The 23545-nt window shown below is 71.0% G+C and carries 24 protein-coding genes; 14 read left to right on the top strand and 10 right to left on the bottom strand.

Annotated features, from left to right (window positions below; translation table 11 throughout):
- The first annotated feature begins 82 nt into the window (after positions 1-82).
- The 6 genes from KVT45_RS15245 to KVT45_RS15220 all read left to right on the top strand — a co-directional run bounded on the left by KVT45_RS15245 (position 83) and on the right by KVT45_RS15220 (position 5732).
- Positions 83-1267 carry an Ig-like domain-containing protein gene (locus tag KVT45_RS15245; RefSeq protein WP_217547727.1) on the top strand — a complete coding sequence of 395 codons (1185 nt, stop codon included), beginning with the start codon at positions 83-85 and terminating at the stop codon, positions 1265-1267.
- A gap of 113 nt (positions 1268-1380) precedes the next feature.
- Positions 1381-2148: an enoyl-CoA hydratase/isomerase family protein gene (locus KVT45_RS15240; protein ID WP_217547725.1), complete on the top strand. Its 768-nt coding sequence runs from the start codon at positions 1381-1383 to the stop codon at positions 2146-2148.
- A 290-nt stretch (positions 2149-2438) separates the two neighbouring features.
- Positions 2439-2942: an ATP-binding protein gene (locus tag KVT45_RS15235; protein ID WP_217547724.1), complete on the top strand. Its 504-nt coding sequence runs from the start codon at positions 2439-2441 to the stop codon at positions 2940-2942.
- A 158-nt stretch (positions 2943-3100) separates the two neighbouring features.
- On the top strand, positions 3101-3856 hold the full coding sequence (locus KVT45_RS15230; RefSeq protein WP_217547722.1) for a polysaccharide deacetylase family protein: 756 nt from the start codon (positions 3101-3103) through the stop codon (positions 3854-3856).
- Entirely contained in the window at positions 3856-5046 is a 1191-nt protein-coding gene (locus KVT45_RS15225) for a YncE family protein (protein WP_217547721.1), read from the top strand. The genes KVT45_RS15230 and KVT45_RS15225 overlap by 1 nt, the downstream gene beginning before the upstream one ends.
- 77 nt (positions 5047-5123) lie before the next feature.
- On the top strand, positions 5124-5732 hold the full coding sequence (locus KVT45_RS15220) for an ADP-ribosyltransferase (RefSeq protein ID WP_217547719.1): 609 nt from the start codon (positions 5124-5126) through the stop codon (positions 5730-5732).
- Positions 5733-5735: 3 nt separating this feature from the next.
- On the opposite strand, the gene KVT45_RS15215 is transcribed toward KVT45_RS15220, so the two are convergent.
- Positions 5736-6371, bottom strand: coding sequence for a GNAT family N-acetyltransferase (locus KVT45_RS15215; RefSeq protein ID WP_217547717.1), 636 nt, complete (start codon positions 6369-6371; stop codon positions 5736-5738).
- Positions 6372-6436: 65 nt separating this feature from the next.
- Here KVT45_RS15215 and KVT45_RS15210 point away from each other — a divergent pair, with 65 nt between their 5' ends.
- Positions 6437-7351 (top strand): MerR family transcriptional regulator, encoded by a 915-nt coding sequence (locus KVT45_RS15210; protein WP_217547715.1) that lies wholly within the window; start codon positions 6437-6439, stop codon positions 7349-7351.
- 47 nt (positions 7352-7398) lie between these two features.
- Positions 7399-7611, top strand: a complete 213-nt coding sequence (locus KVT45_RS15205) for an EF-hand domain-containing protein (RefSeq protein ID WP_089098659.1) — start codon at positions 7399-7401, stop codon at positions 7609-7611.
- A 102-nt stretch (positions 7612-7713) separates the two neighbouring features.
- Here the strand turns inward: KVT45_RS15205 and KVT45_RS15200 are convergent, their stop codons facing one another.
- A complete protein-coding gene (locus tag KVT45_RS15200) occupies positions 7714-9423 on the bottom strand; it encodes a 2-isopropylmalate synthase (protein ID WP_217547713.1) in 1710 nt (569 codons plus the stop codon).
- A 258-nt stretch (positions 9424-9681) separates the two neighbouring features.
- Here KVT45_RS15200 and KVT45_RS15195 point away from each other — a divergent pair, with 258 nt between their 5' ends.
- Together KVT45_RS15195 and KVT45_RS15190 are read left to right on the top strand one after the other, a co-directional pair.
- Positions 9682-10359 carry a FadR/GntR family transcriptional regulator gene (locus tag KVT45_RS15195; protein ID WP_217547712.1) on the top strand — a complete coding sequence of 226 codons (678 nt, stop codon included), beginning with the start codon at positions 9682-9684 and terminating at the stop codon, positions 10357-10359.
- A gap of 284 nt (positions 10360-10643) precedes the next feature.
- Positions 10644-11306, top strand: a complete 663-nt coding sequence (locus tag KVT45_RS15190; protein ID WP_217547710.1) for an NADPH-dependent F420 reductase — start codon at positions 10644-10646, stop codon at positions 11304-11306.
- A 58-nt stretch (positions 11307-11364) separates the two neighbouring features.
- Here KVT45_RS15190 and KVT45_RS15185 read toward each other — a convergent pair whose 3' ends face one another.
- Positions 11365-11925 (bottom strand): glycoside hydrolase family 25 protein, encoded by a 561-nt coding sequence (locus KVT45_RS15185; RefSeq protein WP_217547708.1) that lies wholly within the window; start codon positions 11923-11925, stop codon positions 11365-11367.
- Positions 11926-12025: 100 nt separating this feature from the next.
- The gene (locus KVT45_RS15180) at positions 12026-13069 is read right to left on the bottom strand and encodes a phosphatidylinositol-specific phospholipase C domain-containing protein (protein ID WP_217547706.1); all 1044 of its coding nucleotides are present in this window, start codon (positions 13067-13069) and stop codon (positions 12026-12028) included.
- Between the two features lie 133 nt (positions 13070-13202).
- Between KVT45_RS15180 and KVT45_RS15175 the strand changes: the two genes are divergently transcribed.
- Positions 13203-14129 (top strand): PfkB family carbohydrate kinase, encoded by a 927-nt coding sequence (locus tag KVT45_RS15175; protein ID WP_254646780.1) that lies wholly within the window; start codon positions 13203-13205, stop codon positions 14127-14129.
- Between the two features lie 252 nt (positions 14130-14381).
- Here the strand turns inward: KVT45_RS15175 and KVT45_RS56285 are convergent, their stop codons facing one another.
- On the bottom strand, positions 14382-14939 hold the full coding sequence (locus KVT45_RS56285) for an aminotransferase class I/II-fold pyridoxal phosphate-dependent enzyme (RefSeq protein ID WP_254646844.1): 558 nt from the start codon (positions 14937-14939) through the stop codon (positions 14382-14384).
- Between KVT45_RS56285 and KVT45_RS15165 the strand changes: the two genes are divergently transcribed.
- Complete coding sequence (locus tag KVT45_RS15165; RefSeq protein WP_254646839.1) at positions 14853-15722, top strand: ABC transporter substrate-binding protein; 870 nt, start codon at positions 14853-14855, stop codon at positions 15720-15722. The two genes, KVT45_RS56285 and KVT45_RS15165, sit on opposite strands and share 87 nt — an antisense overlap.
- A 248-nt stretch (positions 15723-15970) precedes the next feature.
- Here the strand turns inward: KVT45_RS15165 and KVT45_RS15160 are convergent, their stop codons facing one another.
- Genes KVT45_RS15160 through KVT45_RS15140 form a run of 5 tightly spaced genes read right to left on the bottom strand, consistent with a single transcriptional unit; the run spans position 15971 to position 20140 of the window.
- On the bottom strand, positions 15971-16621 hold the full coding sequence (locus KVT45_RS15160) for a VWA domain-containing protein (RefSeq protein WP_217547701.1): 651 nt from the start codon (positions 16619-16621) through the stop codon (positions 15971-15973).
- 14 nt (positions 16622-16635) lie between these two features.
- Entirely contained in the window at positions 16636-17775 is a 1140-nt protein-coding gene (locus KVT45_RS15155; protein ID WP_217547700.1) for a hypothetical protein, read from the bottom strand.
- Positions 17772-18974: a protein phosphatase 2C domain-containing protein gene (locus tag KVT45_RS15150; protein WP_217547698.1), complete on the bottom strand. Its 1203-nt coding sequence runs from the start codon at positions 18972-18974 to the stop codon at positions 17772-17774. Before KVT45_RS15150 ends, KVT45_RS15155 begins: the two co-directional genes overlap by 4 nt.
- The gene (locus tag KVT45_RS15145) at positions 18971-19387 is read right to left on the bottom strand and encodes a hypothetical protein (RefSeq protein ID WP_217547696.1); all 417 of its coding nucleotides are present in this window, start codon (positions 19385-19387) and stop codon (positions 18971-18973) included. Before KVT45_RS15145 ends, KVT45_RS15150 begins: the two co-directional genes overlap by 4 nt.
- A gap of 9 nt (positions 19388-19396) precedes the next feature.
- A complete protein-coding gene (locus KVT45_RS15140; RefSeq protein WP_217547694.1) occupies positions 19397-20140 on the bottom strand; it encodes a hypothetical protein in 744 nt (247 codons plus the stop codon).
- 172 nt (positions 20141-20312) lie between these two features.
- Here KVT45_RS15140 and KVT45_RS15135 point away from each other — a divergent pair, with 172 nt between their 5' ends.
- Both KVT45_RS15135 and KVT45_RS15130 read left to right on the top strand, forming a co-directional pair.
- Positions 20313-21047: a Crp/Fnr family transcriptional regulator gene (locus KVT45_RS15135; protein WP_254646779.1), complete on the top strand. Its 735-nt coding sequence runs from the start codon at positions 20313-20315 to the stop codon at positions 21045-21047.
- An 81-nt stretch (positions 21048-21128) separates the two neighbouring features.
- Complete coding sequence (locus KVT45_RS15130; protein WP_217547691.1) at positions 21129-23531, top strand: ATP-binding protein; 2403 nt, start codon at positions 21129-21131, stop codon at positions 23529-23531.
- The last annotated feature ends 14 nt before the right edge of the window (positions 23532-23545 follow it).

The following is a 23545-nucleotide window of genomic DNA, read 5'->3' as shown; positions in this document are numbered from 1 at the left end:
CTGGCCCTGGGAGGGGAGAACCACTTTGAACGAGCGGCCGATATCGGGGGCGTCGGTTCGGGGGACGCGGCGGAAGCAGGGGATGGCGGTCGTCGCCGGAGTCCTGCTCATGGCCGTCACCGCCTGCGGTGGCGGCTCCTCCTCCGGCAAGGGGACGGACGAGGGCAACGCCAAGGCCAAGGACTCCACCACCCAGGCCAGCAAGCAGTCCGTGGCCACCGTCAGCATCAGCCCCAAGTCCGGTGCGACCGGCGTGGACACCAGCGGTGCGCTGAAGGTCACCGCGGCCAAGGGCAAGCTGACCGACGTCGAGGTCAAGGACGCCAAGGGCAAGGAGATAGCCGGGGCGATCGCGGCGGGCGGCGCCAGCTGGACGCCCTCGACGCACCTCGCCAACTCCACGAAGTACACGGTGCACGCGGTCGCGAAGGACGCCGACGGCCGCGAGTCGGCGGAGGACTCCAGCTTCACGACGCTGACCCCGAAGAACACGTTCATCGGCTACTTCACGCCGGAGGACGGTTCCACGGTCGGCGTCGGCATGCCGTTCTCCGTCCACTTCACCCGGGGCATCACCGACCCGGCCGCGGTCGAGAAGGCGATCACGATCAAGACCGAGCCGGCGGTCGACGTCGAGGGCCACTGGTTCGGCAACGACCGCCTCGACTTCCGCCCCGAGAACTACTGGAAGTCCGGCACGAAGGTCTCCGTCTCCCTCAACCTCAACGGCGTCGAGGGCCGTGACGGGGTGTACGGCGAGCAGGCCAAGACCGTGAAGTTCACGATCGGCCGCAACCAGGTGTCGATCGTCGACGCCAAGAAGCACACGATGAAGGTCATGCAGGACGGCAAGGTCGTGAAGACCCTCGCGGTCACGACCGGCAAGCCGGGCTACGACACGTGGAACGGCCAGATGGTCATCAGCGAGAAGCTGCGCGTGACGCGTATGAACGGCGAGACGGTCGGCTACGGCGGCGAGTACGACATCAAGGACGTGCCGGACGCGATGCGGCTGACCACGTCGGGGACGTTCATCCACGGCAACTACTGGGGCGGCGACGCGTTCGGCAACTACAACGCGAGCCACGGGTGCGTGGGGCTTCGCGACATCCGGGGTGGGGGTGACCGTGCGCTGCCTGCTGCCTGGTTCTTCGATCACTCGATCGTCGGGGACGTGGTGACGGTGAAGCACTCCAATGACCAGACGGTTTCGCCTGACAACGGGCTCAACGGGTGGAACATGTCTTGGAAGGAATGGACCAAGTAGTTCGTCGCTGCGGGTGCGTGGGGGCTGGTCGCGCCCCCGCGGCGGCAGCCGCAAATCGATACAGCCCCGCGCCCCTATCGGGGCGCTGATGAACCGGCGTTAACCTGCTGGGCATGACTGTGACCCTCGAAGTCTCTGAAGGCGTGGGCACTCTGCGCCTGGACCGTCCGCCGATGAACGCGCTGGACGTCGCCACCCAGGACCGGATCAAGGAGCTGGCGGGAGAGGCCGGCCGTCGCGAAGACGTTCGTGCCGTCGTCATCTATGGCGGCGAGAAGGTCTTCGCGGCGGGAGCCGACATCAAGGAAATGCAGAACATGGACCATGCCGCCATGGTTCTGCGCTCCCGTGACCTCCAGGACTCCTTCAGCGCCGTCGCCCGGATTCCCAAGCCGGTCGTCGCCGCCGTCACCGGCTATGCGCTCGGTGGCGGTTGCGAGCTCGCCCTCTGTGCGGACTACCGCATCGCCGCCGACAACGCCAAGCTCGGGCAGCCCGAGATCCTGCTCGGGCTCATCCCGGGGGCCGGCGGCACCCAGCGGCTGCCCCGTCTGGTCGGTCCGTCCAAGGCCAAGGACCTGATCTTCACGGGCCGTATGGTCAAGGCGGACGAGGCGCTCGCCATCGGCCTCGTCGACCGCGTCGTGCCCGCCGCCGACGTCTACACCGAGGCGCACGCGTGGGCGGCGAAGCTGGCGCAGGGGCCGGCGATCGCGCTGCGGGCCGCCAAGGAGGCGATCGACACCGGCGTCGAGACCGACCTGGAGACGGGGCTCGCCGTCGAACGGAACTGGTTCGCCGGGCTGTTCGCCACCGAGGACCGGGAGCGCGGGATGCGGAGCTTCGTGGAGGAGGGGCCGGGCAAGGCCAAGTTCCTGTGATCTTCGCCCTGCTGTGAATGCCTCCGAACCACTTGCAATTGACGCGGTGTCTGATTCCAGGTCCCCCGATGGGGCGGATTATGGGAGCCTTAAGGCAGCCCTAAGTCCGCCTTGTCGAGGGGGTCTGGCGATTGCCCGGAGATGGGACGTCTTCGCAGGTCGGACCGGCTGTTGAGACTTCCGTAATGCCTTCGGCATATGCCGGTCGCCCGGCATCGGGCGGAAGTTTCCCGGGGGCGTATTCCTCGGGAACGGCCCCGGAGGGCGCCCTGGGCGGCCATGATGGGGGCATGGCGGGGCTGGAGGGCATCGAACAGCCGCGGGGACACAGCCGTGCGGCCGCGGCGCGCTGGTCGCCTGCGGTCGAGGACGAGCGGGCACTCAAGGCGATCGAACTGTTCGGCAATCCCACGGACGCGGAGGTTCCGCTGCCGTCCCGCCCCGAGTCCGCGGCCACCGCCCGCCGGCTCGCGCAGGTCGTCGTTCTCCGTCAGTGGCGGCTCAGCCCCAAGATGACGGAGGACGCGGTTTTACTCGTCTCGGAACTGGTGGGCAACGCCGTACGGCACACGGGTGCCCGGGTGTTCGGCCTGCGGATGCGCCGCCGCCCCGGGTGGATCCGGGTCGAGGTGCGCGATCCGTCGCGCGGGCTGCCCTGTCTGATGCCGGTTCAGGAGACGGACATCAGCGGCCGCGGCCTGTTCCTCGTGGACAAACTGTCGGACCGGTGGGGCGTGGACCTGCTGCCCCGGGGCAAGACGACGTGGTTCGAGATGCGGGTAGCTGACCGATAGGGGCCAGCGAAACGCGCCCCTTCAGGGGCGCGGGGCTGTATCGATTTGCGGCTGCCGCCGCGTGGGCGCGACCAGCCCCCACCGGCCCGCGGCCGCAAATACAACCCTTATCGGGTCAATAGCCAACTTTCTTACCTATGCACCCTTAAATAGTGCAGGTGACCCCCACCAACCGACGCGACCTCCTCCGTGCGAGCGCCGCCTTCACCGCCGGAGGCGCGCTCACCACCGGTTGCGGCAACACCGGTACGGCCACTGCAGCACAGCCCGCCACCACCCCCGCCCCCACGTCACCGTCGGCTTCCCCCGACCGGCTGCCCTTCCAGGTCACCCACGGCCCCCGCACCCGCGCGTCCGTCGCCCTCACCTTCCACGGCCAGGGCGACCCCGCCCTCGCCACCCGGCTCCTCACCACCGCCGAGCAGCACGGCGCCCACCTCACGGTCCTGGCCGTCGGCAGCTGGCTGGACGCGTACCCCGCCATGGCCCGCCGCATCCTCGACGGCGGCCATGACCTGGGCAACCACACCCAGCGGCACATCTCCATCAACGCCATGGCGGAGGCGGACGCCCGCAAGGAGATCACCGACTGCGCGGCGCGGCTCAAGCGGCTCACCGGATCGATCGGGAGCTGGTTCCGCCCCTCCAGGGCGCCGACCGCCTCGCCGCTCGTCGCCCGGCTCGCGGCCGAAGCCGGCTACCCGCACGTGCTGTCGTACGACGTCGACTCGCTCGACTACACCCGGCCCGGTGCGCCGGCCATCACCCGCAAGGTGCTCGCGGAGGTCACGGGCGGCTCGGTGGTGAGCATGCACTTCGGGTATCCGGACACGGTCGCCGCCCTCCCCGCCGTCCTCCAAGAACTCCACCGCCGTGGACTGCGCGCGGTCACCACCACGGAGCTGCTCAGCTGATGCGAACCACGAACTCCGCCCGTCTGCTGTCCGCCGGTGCCTTCTTCGCCGCCCTGGCGCTGCTGCCCGCGTGCAGCGGCGGATCCGAGAGCCCGGCGACACCGGCCGCCACCACCGCGGCCGTGCAGCCGCCGGCGAAGAAGGCGGAGCCGGTCGCCGTCGGGCTGCCGGGCATGCCCCCGGTCCTCGATCCGAAGGACGTGTACGCCGCCGACCGCCCCGGCAACCTCTCACCCGTGGTCAAGGGCTTCCCGTCCCTGGTCTACGTCCCGAACACCAACTCCGACACGGTCTCGGTCATCGACCCGAAGACGTACAAGGTGATCGGGACCATCCGGGTCGGCCGGCAGCCGCAGCACGTCGTGCCGTCCTGGGACCTGAAGACCCTGTGGGTCAACAACGACCTGGGCAACAGCCTCACCCCCATCGACCCGCGGACCGGCCGGGCCGGCAAGCCGGTCGCCGTGCACGACCCGTACAACCTGTACTTCACGCCCAACGGCAGGTACGCGATCGTGATGGCGTCCAACGACCGCCAGCTGGTCTTCCGGGACGCGCACACCATGAAGACCGTCAAGGCCGTCCCGGTCGGCTGCTACGGCGTCAACCACGCCGACTTCTCCCTCGACGGCCGGTACTTCATCGTCTCCTGCGAGTTCAGCGGCGAACTGCTCAAGGTGGACACGGAGAAGATGAAGGTGCTCCGCCACGAGAAACTGCCGTTCCACGGCGCCATGCCGCAGGACGTCAAGGTCTCGCCGGACGGCAAGCGGTTCTACATCGCCGACATGATGGCCGACGGGCTGTGGATCCTGAACGGCGACACCTTCGCCAAGCCGGCCTTCCTGCACACCGGCAAGGGCGCCCACGGGCTGTACGTCAGCCGGGACTCGCGCGTGATGTACATCTCCAACCGGGGCGAGGGCACCATCTCCGTCTTCGACTTCGCCCGGAACCGGCTGACGGCGAAGTGGCGGCTGCCGGGCGGCGGCAGCCCCGACATGGGCGGGGTGTCGGCGGACGGCAAGGTGCTGTGGCTGTCCGGCCGGTACAACTCCGAGGTGTACGCCATCGACACGGGCACCGGCACCGAACTGGCCCGCATCCGCGTCGGCAGCGGCCCGCACGGCCTCGCCGTCTACCCGCAGCCGGGCCGGTACTCGCTCGGCCACACCGGCATCTTCCGCTGACCGCGAGCCGGTCGGACACGCCGCCGATCGAGTGACGATCCCCGGCACGCCGTCATCGAACCGACATCGTGCTGCCCATGATCACCACTCGTCTGCGGCGGCGTGCCGCTGCCGCCGTCCTGTCCCTCGCCGCCGTCCTCGCGACCACGGCAGCCGTACCGTCGACGGCGGCGCCCGCCGTCTCCGCGAAGGCCGCCGCGCCCGCCTGCCCCCAGTTCGAGGACAAGATCAAGGCGGCCGCCGACCGCCGCGTCGACGTCGACCGCATCACCCCGACCCCCGTCTGGCGCACCACCTGCGGCACCCTCTACCGCAGCGACAGCCGGGCGCCCTCGGTCATCTTCGCGGAGGGCTTCCTGCCCAAGGACGTGGTGAACGGGCAGTACGACGTGGCGCAGTACGTCCTGGTCAACCAGCCGTCGCCGTACGTCTCCACGACCTACGACCACGACCTGTACAAGACCTGGTACAAGTCCGGCTACAACTACTACATCGACGCGCCCGGCGGCGTCGACGTCAACAAGACCATCGGTGACACCCACAAGTGGGCCGACCAGGTCGAGGTCGCCTTCCCCGGCGGGATCCTGCGGCAGTACGTCATCGGGGTCTGCCCCGTCGACAAGAAGACCAAGACCGAGATCATGGACGACTGCCAGGACAACCCGAACTACGTGCCCTGGCACTGAGGTTCAGGCCTTGAGGAGCAGCGCCTCGGCGCCGACCGGCACATAGCCGGCCGCCTGGAACGCCCGCATGCTGCGGGCGTTCCCCGGGGCGACCTGCGCCCACAGGGGCTCCGTGGTGAGGTGCCGGGCGGCGGTCACCAGGGCCCTGCCCAGCCCCCGCTGCCGTACCCCCTCGTCCACCTCCGCGGAGACCTCGAGGCGCCCCGCGACCCCCCGGCCCAGGGTCACCACCCCGCCCTCCACGGCCCAGGCGCGCACCTCGTCCCGGCGGGCCCGGGCGTAGGCGACCCGGGAGTGGTCGGGGCCGGTGAGCTCGGTCAGGGCGAGCTCCGGGCGGCCGGGCAGCGGGCCGGTCACCAGCAGCGCGTCGATCGTCTCCTGTTCACGGCCCGTGCGGTCCATCAGCGCGGTCAGGAAACGCGAGTTCATCGTCGCGGCCAGCGGGTCGCTGGGGGTCGCGCGCAGGGTGTCGTACACCCACTCCGGGTCCTCGTCGACGAAGACGACCGAGTGGGCGGTGAAGGAGAGGACCCCGGCGTCCCGCGGGGACGGCTGCGGTACGACCGTCGTGCGGCCGTCGGGCGGCGGGAAGACACCCTGGGCCGCCGCGTCCAGAATGTCCCGCAGGGTCTCTGTCACCGTGCTCCTCGACTCCTGGAGGACTCCTTGAGTCTCCACCCACTGGAAGGCCCACACTCACACACATGATCGACGACGGCACCGGACTTTTCACCATCGGCGAGCTGGCGAAGGCCACCGGGCTGACCGTGCGCACCATCCGCTACTGGTCCGACGAGGGTGTGCTCACCCCGGTGACCCGGTCGCCGGGCGGCTACCGGCTGTACGACGCCGAGTCGTTCGCCCGCCTGGAGCTGATCCGCACCCTGCGCGAGCTGGGGCTCGGCCTCGGGCATGTGCGGGCGGTGCTCTCCGGCGAGCAGACCGTGGCCGAGGTCGCGGCCGCGCATGTGGCGGCGCTGGACGCGCAGATCCGCTCGCTGAAGGTGACCCGTGCGGTGCTGTCGACGGTGGCGCGACGCGGTTCGAGTGCGGAGGAGATGACCCTGATGAACAAGCTGGCACGGCTGTCGGCAGCCGAACGGAAACGGATCATGGAGGAGTTCGTGGCGGAGCTGTTCCACGGGCTCGACGCCGTGGACCCGGCCATCGAGGAGCGGATGCGCTCCATCGCGGTGGACCTGCCGGAGGAGCCCACCCCCGAGCAGGTGGACGCCTGGGTGGAGCTGGCGGAGATGGTCCAGGACCCGGAGTTCCGGGCGGAGATGCGGAAGGTCTTCGAGTTCAACGTGTCGGACCAGGACCGCAGTGCCGTCCGCGGGCGGTCCACGTGGTTTCCCATGCGGCTGGTGCAGCTGGGTGCGGAGGCCCGCGAGCGCGGTATCGCCCCCGAGTCGCCGGAGGCGGAGGCGATCGTGCGGGAGGTGCTGGGGGGCGGCGACCTGACCGTCGTACTCGAACGTATGGAGGCGGCTTCCAACGACCGGCTCGCCCGGTACCGGGAGTTGCTGTCCACGCTGAAGGGCGGGAGCCCCGCGGCCGCACACCGTGAGGAGTTCGCCTGGGTGGTCGCCGCACTGCGTGCTCGCGCGGCCGGTTAATCTGACCTCCGTCAACAGGCAGTAAAGCGTACGAAGGGGCGGATCCGGTGGCGGACATCGAGGAAGCACGCAAGCAGTTCGAGCGGATCGATACGGACGGTGACGGCGTCATCACCGCGGCCGAGTTCAAGACCGCCCTGGCGCAGGGGGGCGACTGGAACGTGACCGACACGGTCGCGGAGGCCATCATCAAGACCCGGGACCTCAACGGTGACAAGGTCCTGTCGTTCGACGAGTTCTGGGCCTACCTGAGCAAGTAGGCGCCAGGAGCGCAGGGGGCCCGCCGGACCGCGGGCCCCCTTTCTCGTGCCCGGAGCGCCCTCACACCCCGGTTTCGACGCGGACGGCGCGCAGGACGACGCTCATCGCACCGCCGCCCGGTTCACCGCGCACAGCACCGCGCCCACCGAGGCGGCGAGCGGGGAGGGATCCTCCGCCGCGCCCCAGGCGGTCGCCGGACCGTTCGCCTGGCTCACCCGGCACTCGGCGAAGGCGTACGGCCCGCTGCCGGTGACGGTCAGGATCCGTGTCGGGTGTCCGGCGCCGGTCAGCGCGTCGGCGAACGCGGTGAGCGGGCCGGGGCCGGTGCCCTCGTGGTCGCCGGTGCGGTCGGCCGTGCGCAGGGTGCAGACGAAGCGGTGCCGGCCCGGCGCCTCCTCGTGCACCGACCAGGAGTCCAGCCGGACCTCGCCGCCGGCGCCTTCGGACAGGTAGGCGGCGCGGAAGAGGTCGTACAGCTCCTTCGGCGTGGCCTCCCGGCCGCTCGCGTCCGTCACCTCCTGGACGAGGCGCGCGAACTCGGGGCGCATCCCCTCCGGCAGGTCGATGCCGTGGTGGGTGCGCAGCAGGTACGCCGAACCGCCCTTCCCCGACTGGGAGTTGACGCGGATCACGGCTTCGTAGGAGCGGCCGAGGTCCGCCGGGTCGACCGGCAGGTAGGGGACGGACCAGGGTGCCTGGGAGCCGGGCACCCCCAACTCCTCGGCCCGGCGGGCGTGTTCCTCGAATCCCTTGCTGATCGCGTCCTGGTGGGTGCCGGAGAACGCGGTGTGGACGAGCTCGCCGGCGTAGGGGTGGCGCGGGTGCACGGGGAGCCGGTTGCAGGCCTCGACCGTCTCCCGGACCGTGTCGATGTCGCCGAAGTCGACCATGGGGTCGACCCCCTGGGCGAACAGGTTGAGGGCGAGGGTGACCAGGTCGACGTTGCCGGTGCGCTCGCCGTTGCCGAACAGGCAGCCCTCCACTCGCTGGGCGCCGGCCAGCACGGCGAGTTCGGCGCAGGCGACGCCGGTGCCGCGGTCGTTGTGCGGGTGCACGGAGAGGATCACCGAGTCGCGGCGGGCGAGGTGGCGGTGAGCGTACTCGATCTGGTCGGCGTAGACGTTCGGGGTGGCGATCTCGACGGTCGCCGGGAGGTTGTGAGTGACCGGGCGGTCCGGGCATGCGTCCCACAACTCGGTGAGCCCGTCGCAGAGTTCGAGGACGAAGTCGGGCTCGGTGAGGTTGTAGGTCTCCGGGGAGAACTGGAAGCGGACGCCGGGCGTGTCCCCGGCCCGGCGGGCCATGTGCGCGGCCGCCTCGCGCACCGTCCGCCACACCTCGGCGCGGTCGCGGCGCAGCACCACCTCCCGCCACACGGGCGAGGTGGCGATGTAGAGGTGGACGACGGCCCGGGGCATCCCCTCGATCGCCTCGAAGGTCCGGTCGATCAGATCGTGCCGGGCCGGGGTGAAGACCACCGGGGTCACGTCGTCGGGCACCGCCCCGCCGGCCGCCAGGTGCCGTACGAAGTCGAAGTCGGTCCGGCTCGCGGACGGGTAGCCGACCTCGATCTCCTTGAAGCCCAGCCGGACCAGCAGATCGAAGAGGCGGCGCTTGCGCGGGGTGTCCATCGGTTCGGCGAGCGCCTGGTTGCCGTCCCGCAGGTCGACCGGCACCCACAGCGGGGCGCGCTCGATCCGGGCGGCGGGCCAGCCCCGCTCGGCCACCGGCACGTCCACGCGTTCGTGGAAGGGACGGTAGCGGTGGTACGGCATGGGGCTGGGGCGTTGCGGGTTCCACAGGAGGGTCATCGGTGCCGGGGCCTCTCGGGGGTGCGTCGGTCGGACGGTGACCGGCAGCACGGCGCCCCGCGGCGGGGTGCCGGTCGCGTCAGGCCCCGCCGCGGCAGCCGAGAAGAAGACCGCGGAACGTCATGGCCGGTACGCTAGCGAGTCCTCAGGTCCTCAGACAAGTGAGAATTCCTGTGAGAGCGTCCTGGTCCGCAGAGGCAATGTCCGCAGCAGCAATGTCCGCAGCAGCAATGTCCGTAGATGAATGGGTGACACCGCATGGCCCTCGGTCCCGTCCGTCCGAGCCCCCTGGTCGAACAGGCCGCCGCCCGGCTGCGTGAGCAGATCACCGGCGGCGCCTGGCCCGTCGGCACCCGGCTGCCCGGCGAGACGACCCTGGCGAAGGAGCTGGGCGTGGGCCGCTCCACCGTCCGCGAGGCGCTGCGCGCGCTCGCCGGGGCCGGGCTTGTGCGGCCCCGGCAGGGCTCGGGCGTCTTCGTCATCGCGACCGAGGCCGCCGAGGACTGGCCGACGAGGCTGCGCCGGGCCGCGGTGACCGACGTGTACGAGGTCCGGACGGCGGTCGAGGTGCACGCGGCCCGGCTGGCCGCGGAGCGCCGTACGGCCGAGGACGTGGCGGCGATCGAGGCGGCGCTGGCGGGCCGCCGGGCGGCGGGGGGCGCGGACGACGCGGCCTTCGTCGACGCCGACATCGCCTTCCACGCCACCGTGGTCGCCGCCGCGCACAACCCCGTGCTCACCGATCTGTTCGCCGAGTTCAGGCCGGTGCTCCGGGCCGGACTGATCGAGCTGCTGACGCTGACCGGCCTGCGCACCGCCGACCCGGACACCGGCGACGCGGCCCACGAGGCGCTGGCACGCGCGGTGTCCGAGGGCGACGCGGACACCGCGGCGGAGGTGCTACGGGTGGAGCTGGCGGATCCGTTCGGGGGCTGAGCGCTCCGCTGGAATCGCCGCGATGCGCCGTCTGCCGTCCGCGGCGCCGTCGTGGCTGGTCGCGCCCACGCGGCGGTGGCCGCACAGGCGATACGGCCCCGCGCCCCTCCGGGGCGCTGCCGAGCGGCAGCGGACTTCACCCGACCTGGTCGGTCGGCGCCGTTCGAGGGCCGGGAAAGGGCCTCACCCGGTTGGCTCAACGGCGGAATAGGTCACGCACGGCCGAGGTTGCTGGCACACAGCGGCATGTGCATGCAAGTGCATGAACTCTCGAAAGGCGTGTCATGAAGATCGGCATCATCGGCGCGGGCAACATCGGCGGCAATCTCACCCGGCGGCTGACCGCCCTCGGGCACGACGTGTCCGTGGCGAACTCGCGGGGCCCCGAGACGCTCGCCGAACTGGCCGGGGAGACGGGGGCGACGGCGGTACGGGCCGAGGAGGCGGCGCGCGGCGCGGAGGTCGTGGTCGTCACGGTCCCGGTGAAGGCGGTCCCCGGCCTGCCGTCCGGCCTCCTGGACGGCGCCGCGGAGAACGTCGCCGTGATCGACACCGGCAACTACTACCCGCGGGAGCGGGACGGCCGGATCGCCGGTATCGAGGACGAGGGCATCACGGAGAGCCGCTGGACCGAGCGGAAGATCGGCCACCCCGTGATCAAGGCCTTCAACGGCACCTTCGCCCAGGACATCCTGGACCGCCACCTCCCCGCCGGGGACCCCGACCGCCAGGCCGTCCCGGTCTCCGGCGACGACGAGGCGGCCAAGCGGGTCGTCCGCGCCCTGATCGACGAACTCGGCTTCGACACGGTCGACAACGGCGGCATCGACGACTCCTGGCGCCAGCAGCCGGGCACCCCGGTCTACGGCCTGCGGGCGGATGCCGAGGGAGTCCGGAAGGCCCTGGCGGAGGCGTCCCCGGAGCGTCCGGAGGGCTTCCGCGGCTGACGCCACGCCCGGATCGAGTCGCGGGCCCGGGCCGCCCTGATCCGCCGGAGGGAGGGGTTCAGTCCTCCTTCGACGCCCAGGCCTTGAGGGCGGCCTTGTCGGCGAAGTCCGCGACGTCCTTGTCGTGCGGGTCGCTGGTGTACTGGTGGAAACGCCAGTCGGCCTCGATGCGGGGGTGGCCGGCGCTGACGTAGTCGGCGATCCAGAGGCCGTCGCCGGCGTACGAGGTGGTGTCGATGCTCAGCCAGAAATTCCGGTTGGCGTAGAGCACGACCCGGTGGCTGGGCCGCAGTTCCTTCACCTTGCGGATGAAGGAGTCCTTCTCGGCGTTGCTCGCGTGGGTGCCGTCGCCGGTGGTCTCCCAGTCGACGGCGAGGATCTCGCCCGCCTTCTCGGGGGCGTGCCGGACGAAGTACTCGGCCTGGGCGGTGAGGTTGCCGGGCCAGAGGAAGTGGTAGAAGCCGACGACCAGTCCGGCGTCGCGTCCGGTCTTGGTCTGGGCGGCGAGTTTGGGGTTCACGTACGAGTGCCCCTCCGTCGCCTTGATGAAGACGAAGGAGAGGCCGTCCGTGTCGTAGGCGGAGGACTGGTACGCGCTCACGTCGATTCCGTGCAGCATGTGGGGGGCTCCCTGGGTGCCAGTGGGGTGACACGAGTTGCAACTGCGTATGTCGTATTCCCCGCCGCGCCGTGAGGGATCCGCGTGGGCGCGTGAATTGTCAGCTCCGGGCCGCCACCCCGCTGAGCACGGCCGCCGACTTCGTCGACCAGTCGGAGGTGATGATGCTGGCATGGTCGGCGGCGAGCAGCGCCAGCCGGGCCGCGACCTCGGCGTCGGTCGGAGCGGTCGAGGAGATCGCCGGTGAGACGTTGTAGGCGTCCGTCATGATCAGGATGTAGTGGTTCGCGGAGTAGAACGACGTGTCGTAGCCGTTGTTCACGTACGTTGCCGCGTCCCCGTCGAAGAACACGAACCAGGGCTGGATCGAGGCGTCGTACCTGCTGGTCCGGGGATCCCCGTTCGCGGCGCCAAGTACGGCCGGGAAGGCCTGGGCCTGGGAGATGTTCCCGGCCGCGTACAGGTCCCGCAGGTGGTCCCCGTACTCCTGGTCCGTCCAGTAGTGGTCGAACGGGTTGGCCTGCTCCACCGTGCCGGGGATCAGTTCGAAGATGAACTTGCCCTTGAGCTGGTCACGGGTGGGCCAGGCGTTGGCCTTCGCGGCGGCGTCGAGCGTGGAGTACGACGAGCCGAGCAGGTCGGCCGGCTTGTAGACGCTGCTGCCCAGCTTCTGCGACACCAGCGTGTCGAACGCGGTGGGCCCGAGGCCGATGGTCTGGTTGAACCCGACCTTCATCTCGACCTTGACGACGATGGGCGCGTGGTCCGGGTGCAGTTGCTCCCAGGCCGCCATGTTGTCGAGGCAGCTGCCGAGGTCCTGGCTGGTGGCCTGGCTGTACAGCTGGCTGGGGGTGTTGGCGTGTTCGCAGTTGTTGTCGTCGCCCCACGGGTTGCTGTGGCTGACCCGCCACCGCTTGCTGATGCTGTCGACGTACACGTCCAGCTCCAGCAGCGAGGCCCCGGAGTCCAGGGCCTGCGCCCAGTAGGTGTACTTGCCCTTGTCGTACGCGTTGTGCGTGCCGATGCTGGTGCTCTCGGAGAACTTCGCCGCGTTCAGGCCCGTGTCCGCGTGCGCGGCGGAGCCCGCCATCACGAACAGGGCCCCGGCACCCACGACCGCCGCCAGTCGTCTCAGTATGCGCATGACCCAACTCCCTTGGGTTGATGGTGAGTTGGCGGCAGCGTAGAAGCAATCGGTTACTGATCGGTAGCCCCTGGGGGAACATCCGCCTCCGGAACCCGCTCAGGACTCAGGAGGCCGCACGTACGCTGGGCGCATGCCGAGGCCGGAGGAGGCGCTGGTGGCGATGGGGCCGGTGGCGGGGCGGCGGCCCGAGGGCCTGTTCGTGGGGCTGTGCACCCTGGACGTCATCCAGCTGGTGGACCATGTACCGGGGCCGGACGAGAAGCTGACGGCCCGTGACCAGCTGGCCGCCGCGGGCGGTCCGGCCACCGGCGCGGCCGTGGCCTTCGGCCGTCTGGGCGGCCTGCCCCGGCTGCTCACGGGCCTCGGCTCCCATCCGCTGGCACTGGGCGTCCGGGCGGACCTCGACGCGCTCGGCGTACGCATCCGGGACCTGGCCGCCGGGCGTATGGACCCGCCCGCGGTGTCCTCGGTCCTGGTGACCGCGTCGACCGGAGAGCGTGCGGTCGCCTCGACCAACGCGACCGGGCACCGGCTGCGGGTCCCGGCCGACCTGGAGGAGCTGGTGGTGTCGTGCGACATCGCCGAGTTCGACGGGCATCACATGGACCTGGCCGTCGAGGTGGCGCACCTCGCCCGCTCGGCCGGCCGCCGCACCGTCCTCGACGCGGGCAGCTGGAAGGACGGCACGGAGAAGCTGCTGGCGTCGACCGACGTCGCCGTGTGCTCGGCGGACTTCCACCCGCCCGGTACCGCCACGCCCGCCGAGATCCTGGAGTTCCTCCAGGACCACGGGGTGACCTGGGCGGCGGTCACCGGTGGCGGGGCGCCGATCCTGTGGGCGGGCCCCGACGGCGGTGGCCTCGTCGGCGTTCCCGAGACCCGCGTGGTGGACACGCTGGGCGCGGGTGACGTCCTGCACGGTGCCCTCGCCTATCACCTGAGCGGGCACGACCGCATCGACGGGCCGGTCTTCGCGAAAGCCCTGGCGCGGGCCGCGGCGGTGGCCTCCCGCGCGTGCGCCTCGTTCGGCACGCGCGCGTGGCTGACCGCGGACTGACCGGCGACCGCCGGCGAACGCACAGGCCGGCGCCGGTCCGCTCACTCGGCACTCGATGATGTTCACCGCCGGCCCTTGGCGTCGGCGCCCGCATCCGCAAGGCCGCCCGAACCCGCGGACAACTCCCCGACGAGGCCGCCGTCGTCAGGTGTGTCCGCGAACGCGTTCCGGACTGCCCCCGAGGGACGCCTCGTCCCCGAGGGTCGCCTCGTCCCGGGGAACGGCTGACCACTCGACAGTCGGGACCGGCGGTCAGGTCGGCGCCCCCGCTGACCGGCCGGCCCGCTCGGCGGGCGCCTCGGCCCGGCCGCCGGACCGGTCCACCCGGCGAGCACACACCTCCCCCCAGGCCTCCGCCAGCCGCTTGCACCCCTCCGACAGTGACTCCTCGTCCGCGACGTACGGAACCCGGATGTGGTTGTCCAGCGTCCCGTCCTCCCCGAACCGCCCGCCCGAGTAGATCCGCACCCCCCGCCGCCCGGCCGCCTGGGCCAGCGCCGGCCCGAGCCGGGCGCCCAGGTCGACCCAGAGCGACAACCCGCCGCCCGGCGTTGTGAAGCGCCAGTCCGGGAAGTGCTCCCGGAGCAGGTCCACCAGTACCTGGCGGCGTTTGACCAGCAGTTCCCGGCGCTCGTCAAGGAGCTCGTCGTTCGACTCCAGCACCCGCAGCCCGATGCTGGGTCCGACCGCGACTCGGCGTACCGGGCCCTGCTCGACGGCGAGTTGGACTTCCTCGACGCACTGCCCCTGGCCGGCGTGGCCGACGGCAGCTGCGCGCGGGACCTCGACGGCCGCGTCACCGGCCGTCACGGGCTGGAGCTGAACGCCCTCGCCTTCCCCACCTACCTGCCCGGCTACGACGATCCCGACCTGCGCAAGGCGGTCTCGCTGGCCATCGACCGCGCCCACGTGATCGAGCGGGCCCTCGGCGGCAACCAGCGCCCCGCCGACGGCTTCCCGGTGCCGGGCGTCCCCGGCCACGTTCCCGGCCAGGCCGCCCCGTACTGCGCCTACGACCCGGAGGCGGCCCGTGCCCACCTGGCCCGCTCCGGCTTCACCGGCGCTGTGGAGTTCCACTCGCCGGTCAGCGCCAGGGGCTGGCTGGGCGCGATCGCCGAGAGCGTGACGCGGGCCCTCGGGCTGGAGTGCCGTGTCGTCCTCTACGACAGGGTCCGCGACTACGCCGAGGCGGTGGAAGGGCGGAAGGTCACCGGCGTCTTCCGCTCCGACTGGGCCCCCGACTACCCGGCCCTGGAGAACTTCCTGCGCCCGCTCTTCCACAGCCGCAGTCCGTTCAACGACAGCGGCTATCACAACCCCGGCTTCGACGCCCTCCTGTCGAAAGCCGACGCGGCCCCCGACCCCGCGACGGCAACCGCCCGCTACCAGGCCGCCGAACGCCTCCTCACCGACGACATGCCCCACATCCCCCTCTGGCAGGAATGGGCCACGGCCGGACACTCACCCCGTCTCACCGACGTCGTCATGAACTACAACGCGGAACTCGACCTGCGGACGGTGACCGTCAGCACTCGCCGTGGCCGTGGCCGTGGTCGTGGCCGTAGGGGTGGCCGTGGGCAGGTTGGTGGGTGAGGCCGGGGGCGAACGGTGTGGTGGCGGCACCTCGGGGGCACGGGACGGGGCGCGGGACGGGGCGTGGGTCGGGGGCGCGGTCGTCGCCGGGTGCGAGCTGCCGCTGTTCCCGTTCGCTGAGGAGTCGCGGAGATTGCCCGTCGCCTCGACCGCGGCGCCGCACAGGAGCAGCGCCACGGCCAGGGCGGTCAGTCCGACGGAGGCGCGCAGTGACCGGGACGCCGTGGAACGCGAGTCGACGACCGTCATCAGTCCACGTACTCCTGCGCGACCTGGATGTACTCGAAGCCCTCGACGTCGGTGGCGATCTGCATCTGACCGGTCTTCGACGAGGCGATCAGGGTGTTGAGCAGTCCGGTGATCGCCGCGCTCAGCGCCGACTCGGTGTCCGAACCGTCGGCGATGAACAGCGCCTTGGTCGCGACCTGTTCCAGCACGTCGCGTTTCGCACCGCCGAAGCCGTAGGCGATCACGTGCGGGTGGCGCGGCCAGTCCCCGTCCACCAGCTCGCGGAAGGAGTTCTGCCAGTTCGCGTCGGTCGGACCGCCGTCGGTGAGGAAGAAGACCGTCGGCCGCAGCACGCTGAAGTTCTGCAGCCTCAGGTTGTCGACATCCTGTTCGATGCACTTCCGTACCTGGTCGAAGGCCTTGCCGTACTCCGTGCGCCCGCCGCAGATCACCTCGGGCATGACCGGCACCTGCTCCATGTCCGACATCGGGATCACCACGTGCACGTCGGTGGAGAAGGCGATCACGCAGACCCGGGCGAACTCCGAGACGCGGGGATTCGTCGCCAGGCTGTAGTGCAGACGGGAGAGGGTCGCGTTGAGCACTGCCTCGTGGTCCTTCATCGACGTGGACGCGTCGATCACCACGTAGGTGGGCAGACAGAGTGACATTTTGCACCTCGGAACTAGTGGTTGGCGGCGATGACGAAGAGCAGGATCACGGCTATGACGAGCACGACGACCCACCCGTCGTGTGAGGGGGCCTCGGGTGTGTTCCCGCCGGGCTTCTCTACTTCCTCGGGGGGCTTCGGTTCGTGTGTCTCCACGGCCGTAGCGGTGCCGGCGGGGGGCAGCGGGGGCAGTTCGGTGCGCGTCGGACGGGGCACGGTCCTGAGATAGGGCCCGCCGTTCAGCGCCTGGTTCAGCTGAGCGGCCGAGGGCCGTCGCTCGCGGTCGGTCGCGAACAGCATGTCGAGCAGTACTTCGGAGACAGCGGGCTGGTTCTCCCAGGGGGACGCGGCGACGGTGTGGAAGGCGCGCGCGTCACGTTGGCCCGTCATGCATTTGGCGACGAGCAGTCCGATCCGGTAGCGGTCGGTGTACTCGTCCGCGTCGGTGCCGGGTGGCGTGAGCGGGTCGGCCCAGTTCGGCTGGTGGATGTCAGGCATCTTCTTCGGCTGACAGCCGTCGACGTCGATGAGGTAGACAGAACGTTGATCCGGGCTCCAGAAGGCGTTGGAGAACGACCAGTCCGAGTAGACCAGGCCCAGGCTCTCCAGGGCCGCGGCGAGCTCCGTGAGTCGGCGACAGGCGGCCAGCCTGCCCGCAAGGCCGGGGGGCGGCAGTCCGACGCCCAGGTTCGACTCGTCGGACTTCGCCAGCCAGTCGATCTCCACGAAGCGGCGCTCGCCGAACCTGCCGCGCCGCAGCTCGGAACGGTACTGCTCGGGTGCCATCGGGATCACGCAGCCGACAGCCGGGTTGCCGGGCGCGTGGATCCGGGCCGCGGGCCAGCAGGTCCCGGCGTACAGGACCGCACGATCCGTCTCCGGCAGCGTGCCCGGAGCCGAGATCAGCTGGTCGAGACGGTGGGCGTCCTCCGGGTGCTGGTCCGGCCGGTAGAGCTTGGCCAGCCAGCCCGGATGGTTCTCCAGCGGCTTCACGGCGATGGCCTGGCCGTTGTGTTCGGAGATCGGCTGGGCCATCGGTCCGAGATCGCTGACGCTCACGGTCCGTGGCAGCACCCAGCCCCGCGGGTCGGCCGCCGGGCCGTCGCCGTCGCCGGCATGGTCATCGGCGCCGTCGATGAGACGCGGTTCTGTCATGTCCGGTCACCGTTCCAGATCACTACGGCGGTGCGGTCGTCAAGGCACTGCGGTGCGTCGAAGCCGACGTCGGCGGTGAACCGCGTGGCCGGGACCGGAGAGCGCCAGGCGTTCGCGAAGTACTCGTTGACGTTGCCCGCCGGGTCCGCCCACGCGTCGCCGATCCCGTCCGTGACCAGGGCGAGGGCGGCGCCGGGAGCCAGCGTGACGTAGTGGTCCCTGGCCAGTTGCGGCGTGTCCGGCAGTCGCCCGGCGACCTCGTTCGAGACCACCGCGGCCGCGCGGTCCTTGGCATCGCCGGCGGAGATCCGCCACAGCGGGACGCGCGGATCGAGTGTCCAGGCCGAACTGTCGCCGAGCCACGAGACCCAGGCCTCCGCGACGCCGTTCGCGTCCGGCTCGGCGAGTACCGCGGTGATCAGCACGGTGGCCACGTGCGAGGTGCCGACGCCGCGTCCGGCCGCGTGCGCGGCGACCGATTCGGCGATCCGCCCGTACAGCTCCTTGGCATCGAGCCCGCCGAAGCCCGCCGTCTCGATCTGCTCGCGCAGCAGGGTGACGGCCTGGCTGGAGGCCGTGGTGGCCCCGGCGTCGGACCAGGCCGCGCTGGACAGGCCGTCGGCCACGGCCACGATCGCGTACCGGCTGTCCCGGCTCCGCCCGATCCGGTAGGAGTCCTGCCGTGGCTCGGCGGGCCGGGCGCAGCGGTGGCCGGGCCCGATGACGGAGGCCGCGCGGATGGCGAAGGCACCGACCGTGGCCTCGTCGGCGGCGATCCCGTTCTGTGCCGTGCGTTCCGGCAGCAGCCAGGGGTAGCCCTGGGCACGGGCGCCGTCGCCGAAGCGCGGAACGCTCAGGTCGGTCGGCCGCTCGCGCAGGAACGGCTGGGGCCGCGGGGACTGGTGCTGCGGCGCCGCCGGGCCGGTGACGTAGCGGCAGATCGGAACCGTCGTACGGGGCTGGGGTTCCTGTTCGAGCCGATCACGCTGCCGGGCGAGCGTCGCGGCGGACTCGGAGCCCAGCGCGGCCGCCGCGCCGACGACACCCACTGCCGCGAGGGCGAACACGTCCACGAGCAGGCCGTATCGCCGATGCTCCGTGCCGACCTCGATGAAGGCCCCGATGACGACGGCCACCAGCAGCACCGCCCGCACCCGTCCGTCCATGAGGTCGTCCCGCCGGCTGTCGCCCCGGCTCACGGCCGTTCCCCGGAATCGCGGGAATTCGGCCCGGAGGCAAAGTGCTGATTACCGTGCTGCACCGCGAATACCTCGCCTGAATCGGTGGCGGAATTGACCTGGATCGCGATGTCCGGCCTTTCTGGGATTCGCAGCGAAGCCAGGGCCGTGACGTCCTGGGCGAGATCCGGGTTCCGGTCGAGCAGCTGGGACAGGGCCTCGGTCCAGTAGTCCACCGCCCGGGCGTCGACCGCTCCCCTCGTGGCGGTCGACTGCCGGTCCAGCGCGGCGGACAGCTCGCTGCGGCGACTGCTGTGAGCCCGTGCGACGACGCCGCTCATCAGCCTCTTCGCCTCCAGCCAGAGATCCGTGCCCATTGCGGAGACCAGAGCGGTGGCGCCGCTCGCGGCCAGCTCGGTGAGTTCCTCGTTCATCGGCGGGTGTCAACCTCGGTCGTTGTGGCGGATGTGCTGGACGCCCCGGTGGACGGCGAAGACCGTGCCGTTTCCCATGGCCTGGACGAGCTGCTCCGGGTTCCGCGGCCCGGGTTCCGCGGGCCGCTCGCCGGAGCCGGAGTCCCGGCCGGGATCGACGCGTGGCCCGACGGGGCTGCCGGGGTACCAGAGCCAGGCCCGCGCGGCGTACTCCTTGACCCGGACGTCGGCCGCGGTGAAGGCGTCGGCTTCGAGCCCCTCGTAGCCGTGCCCGACCGTCTCCTCGTAGAAGTGGTGCGAAAGGATCGCGGCCACCGGGGTGCCGCTGGTACCGGCCAGGGTCGCGTGCCGCAGCGGGGCCGAGTCGAGCAGCCGGGCCAGCGCCTCGAAGGGGCTGCCGGAGACGGTGAGCTCCGGATCGAACAGGATCTCTCCCGCGTGCACTGCGACCCGCACCCGCAGCCCAGTGTCCGGGTCGGCGTGCCGGTTGTGCTCGCGGATCCGTGAACTCAGCTCCGGGAGCAGCGGGAACAGCAGCCTGGCCTTGGGCAACGCGGCCGGGGCGACGAGCCGGCAGCCGTCGCCGGTGTCGACGTACCCGAAGTCCCGCAAGTCCAGATCCGCGCTGTCGAGGGCGCCCGACAGCGCGGACCGCAGAACACTGCGGATCTCGTGCAGCCGTTGCTGGCCGCGGCCCGCGGAGCCCGCGATGTCGCAAGTCAGCAGGGCTCGGTATTCATACCTCGGATTCACAATCCCTCCGCGATCACGACGAGGTCCGGCAATTCGAAGATCGATTTGCTGTCGCCCGCTTATCCGGTGTCGACAAGATGATTGACGAGACCGTAGAGGAGGGGTCCTCGGGTAGAACGGCTACTAATACGGCTTGTGCGGTTTCGGCCGAACGAGGAGAGAGGTGTGGCCGATGAACAACACACGGGTTCGCGGGGCCGTGGCCTACTGGCCGCCGGCCGGGCTGCTCGGCCAGGTCACCGAGGCCGACCGCGCGATCCTGCTGGGACTCGGCCACCGCGTGGTCTACCCGGCCGGTCAGATCACCATCCGCGAGGCCGACACCTCGGACTTCGCGCTGCTCCTGCTCGGCGGCACGGTGAAGGTCACCGCGCACGCGCAGGACGGCCGCGAGGCGCTGCTGGCCGTGCGGATGGCCGGTGACCTGGTCGGGGAGTTCGCCGGGATCGACGGTCAGCCGCGCATCGGCACCGTGACCGCCTGCGGCAGGGTCCTGGCCCGCTACATACTGCGCTCCGAACTACTGGCGTGCACGAACCAGCACCCCGCGATAGGACTCGCACTCAGCGCGAGCGTGGTGGCCAAGCTGCGCACGGCGACCGGCCGGATCGTCGACTTCACCGGTTGCGACGTGCTCGGGCGGCTGGCCAGGATCCTGCACCACCTGGCCGTCACCTACGGGCGTCCCGGCCGCAACGAAGCCCAACTCCCGCTGTCGCAGCCGGAGATGGCCACCCTGGTCGGCGCGGCCGAGTCGTCGATCCACAAGGCCCTGCGGGCACTGCGGGAGTCGGGCGCGGTCGTGACCGGCTACCGCAGGATCACGATCACCGACTTGGACCACCTCGCCCGGATCGCCGTCGCGGCCGGGCCCGCCGGATCGCCGGCGATCTCGCCGAACACGTAATAGCGCCGGGTTCGCACGACGGGTCGGCGCCAGCATGACCCAGTGCCGGGACCCGAGCATGGGAGAGGACGGGGGAGACAGATGCCAGAGAACAACGGTGCTCCGGACGCCGCTGGGGGGATCCGGGCCGGCGACGTGTCCGGAGCGATGGTCGTAGGCAACGGGAACACCGTGAGCAACGTGCGGTTCACCGCCGAGTACGGTGCGAGCGTCACCGTGTACTCGGGGCCACTGCCCCATCCGGTCAAGCGCCGGCCGATCTCCCAGCTGCCGCGGTCCGCCGCCGAGCCGCTGATCGGGCGAGAGCGGGATGTGCACGTACTGCAAGAGGCGATCGCCACACGCCAGTTGGTGCAGGTCTGGGGCGCGTCCGGGGTCGGCAAGAGTGCGTTGCTGCGCCTCCTCGCGTGCACGATGGCGCACGGGCCCGACGGCGCGGCCTACATCGAGGCCGGCGGACGTACGGCCGACGACATCGCGCAGGCGATATTCGACATCAGCTTCGACGCACCGAACTACAAGCCGTCGCCGGAGGTGCTGAAGGAGCATCTGAAGACCCTGCGGCTGCGGATCTACCTGGACGACGCGGGACTCGGCGAGAAGGACCTGCGCCGGCTCTTCGACATGGCCGGGCAGTCCACGTTCGTCTTCACCGCGCAGCGGCGGTCCGCGGTCGACGATGTGCACGCGATCCAGCTCGAAGGGCTGACGGCCCCGGCGGCGGTGGAACTGGTGGCGGCGCTGCTGCCGCGCGAGCTGCGGCCCGACGAGGCGCCGATCGTGGACGCGCTGTGCGACGCGGTGGACGGCAACCCGCTCCGGCTGCGGCGCATCGCCCTGTCGGCCGCGACCGGCAAGGGCCTGCCGGGCATCGCCGATCTCCCCGAACTCCTTCCCGCGCTGCTGAACAGGCTCCGGCCGCAGGAGCGCGACCTGCTGTACCTGCTCGGCTCGCTGCCGGGTGCAGAGTTGGCCGCCCGGCATCTCAATGATCTGCTGGGCCTGCCGGACACCGACGCGCTCGCCGGCGGTCTGGTGCGACACGGCCTGCTGCTCGCCTCGGAGACCGGCTACAGCTGTCCGCCGGACGTCGCCGAGTGCGTGCTGAACATGCGGAAGACGGTGTTTCCCGCCGATCGGCTCTGCCGGGCGCTCACCGCGTGGGTCGAGGCCAGGGACACCACTCCGGACGACGTCGCGGCACACTTCCAGGCCCTGGACGTCGCGGTGCTGCGGGCGGAGAAGAGCGGACACGCGCAGCTCGGCGCGGCGCTGGCCCGTGCCGCCTCGCCGAAACTGGCGCTGTCCCGGCAGTTCGACGCGTGGGGCAGCCTGCTCGGTGTCGGCTGGGCAGCGGCGAAGAGCGCGGGAGACGAGCAGGGTGAGGAGTTCTTCCTGCGCGAGGCCCGCACCCGCCGCAGGGCGCTCGGGCGGGCCGCGCAGACGACGGCCCTGGTGCTCGAGGCGGAGGTGCTGTGGCGGGAACTCACGGCTCTGCACGCGCACTCGGCGGCCCACCAGGTCACCAACGCGGCGTCGGCCACCGCCCCGCCGATCACCACACCGCCGGTCCACCCGGTCACCCCGACGCACGGCGCGGTCCACACGCAGGCCATCACCCACTCGACCGCCTCCACGTCCACCGCTTCTGCTCCCGCGCACACAGCCTTGCCCGCCCACGCGGCGAGACCGGTGGTCGACCTGTCCCATGCCTCCGCTGCCTCCGCGCAGCCGCACGCCGCCGCTCACGCGGCCGGCGTCCACTCAGCCGTACCGGCGCCCCCGCGGATCGACTTCTCGGCGGCGCACTCTTCCGTCACCCCGCCGACGCACGCCGTGAGCACCACGACGACCACGGCGAGCGCAGGCCACACGGGGGTCGCCGGCGCCGGTGCGGTAGGTGTCAAGACCGGGATATCGGGACTGGCCCTCGCCTGCACGCTGGGCCTCGCGGCCGTGCTGGGCGTGGGTGCCATGGTCTACGCGAACGATCAGACGAACGCGTCTCCCGCCGTCGCGTCGAGCCCCATCAGTACGCCGGGCCCGGACGACAGCACTTCGCCCACGCCCACCGTCGATCCCGTGTGCGCGACCGTGATCCCCGACCTGACGTCGGAGATCCAGCAGTTCAACACCGATGCCGCCATCGCGTCCGATGCGGTCGACTCGTACAACAGCGATATGAACGCCTACAACTCGGGCGAGACGTCCACCGCTCCCGACGACAGCACGTTGCTCTCCTACGTCAGCACCGTCATCAGCGACCTGAACTCCGTCGAGTCCACGTTGCAGGGGGCCGTCTCGCAAGCCCAGGACAGCTCCGTGGTATCGGACCTCGACGACATGCTGACCGCCACCCAGCAGATCGCGAGCCTGTATCAGTCGTACGAGAACGATCCGCGAGGTTCCGCGGTCGACACGTCGAGTCAGTCCTCGTCGATGAACTCGGCCGCGGACAGCCTGCAGACCGACTGCGGCGCCTGACCTCCCCCGAGACC

Origin of the sequence: Streptomyces sp. GbtcB6 (assembly GCF_019091475.1) — a bacterium.
Lineage (GTDB): Bacteria > Actinomycetota > Actinomycetes > Streptomycetales > Streptomycetaceae > Streptomyces > Streptomyces hyaluromycini.
The sequence above is the reverse complement of the archived record's forward strand: the minus strand, read 5'-3'. Positions and strand labels throughout refer to the sequence as shown.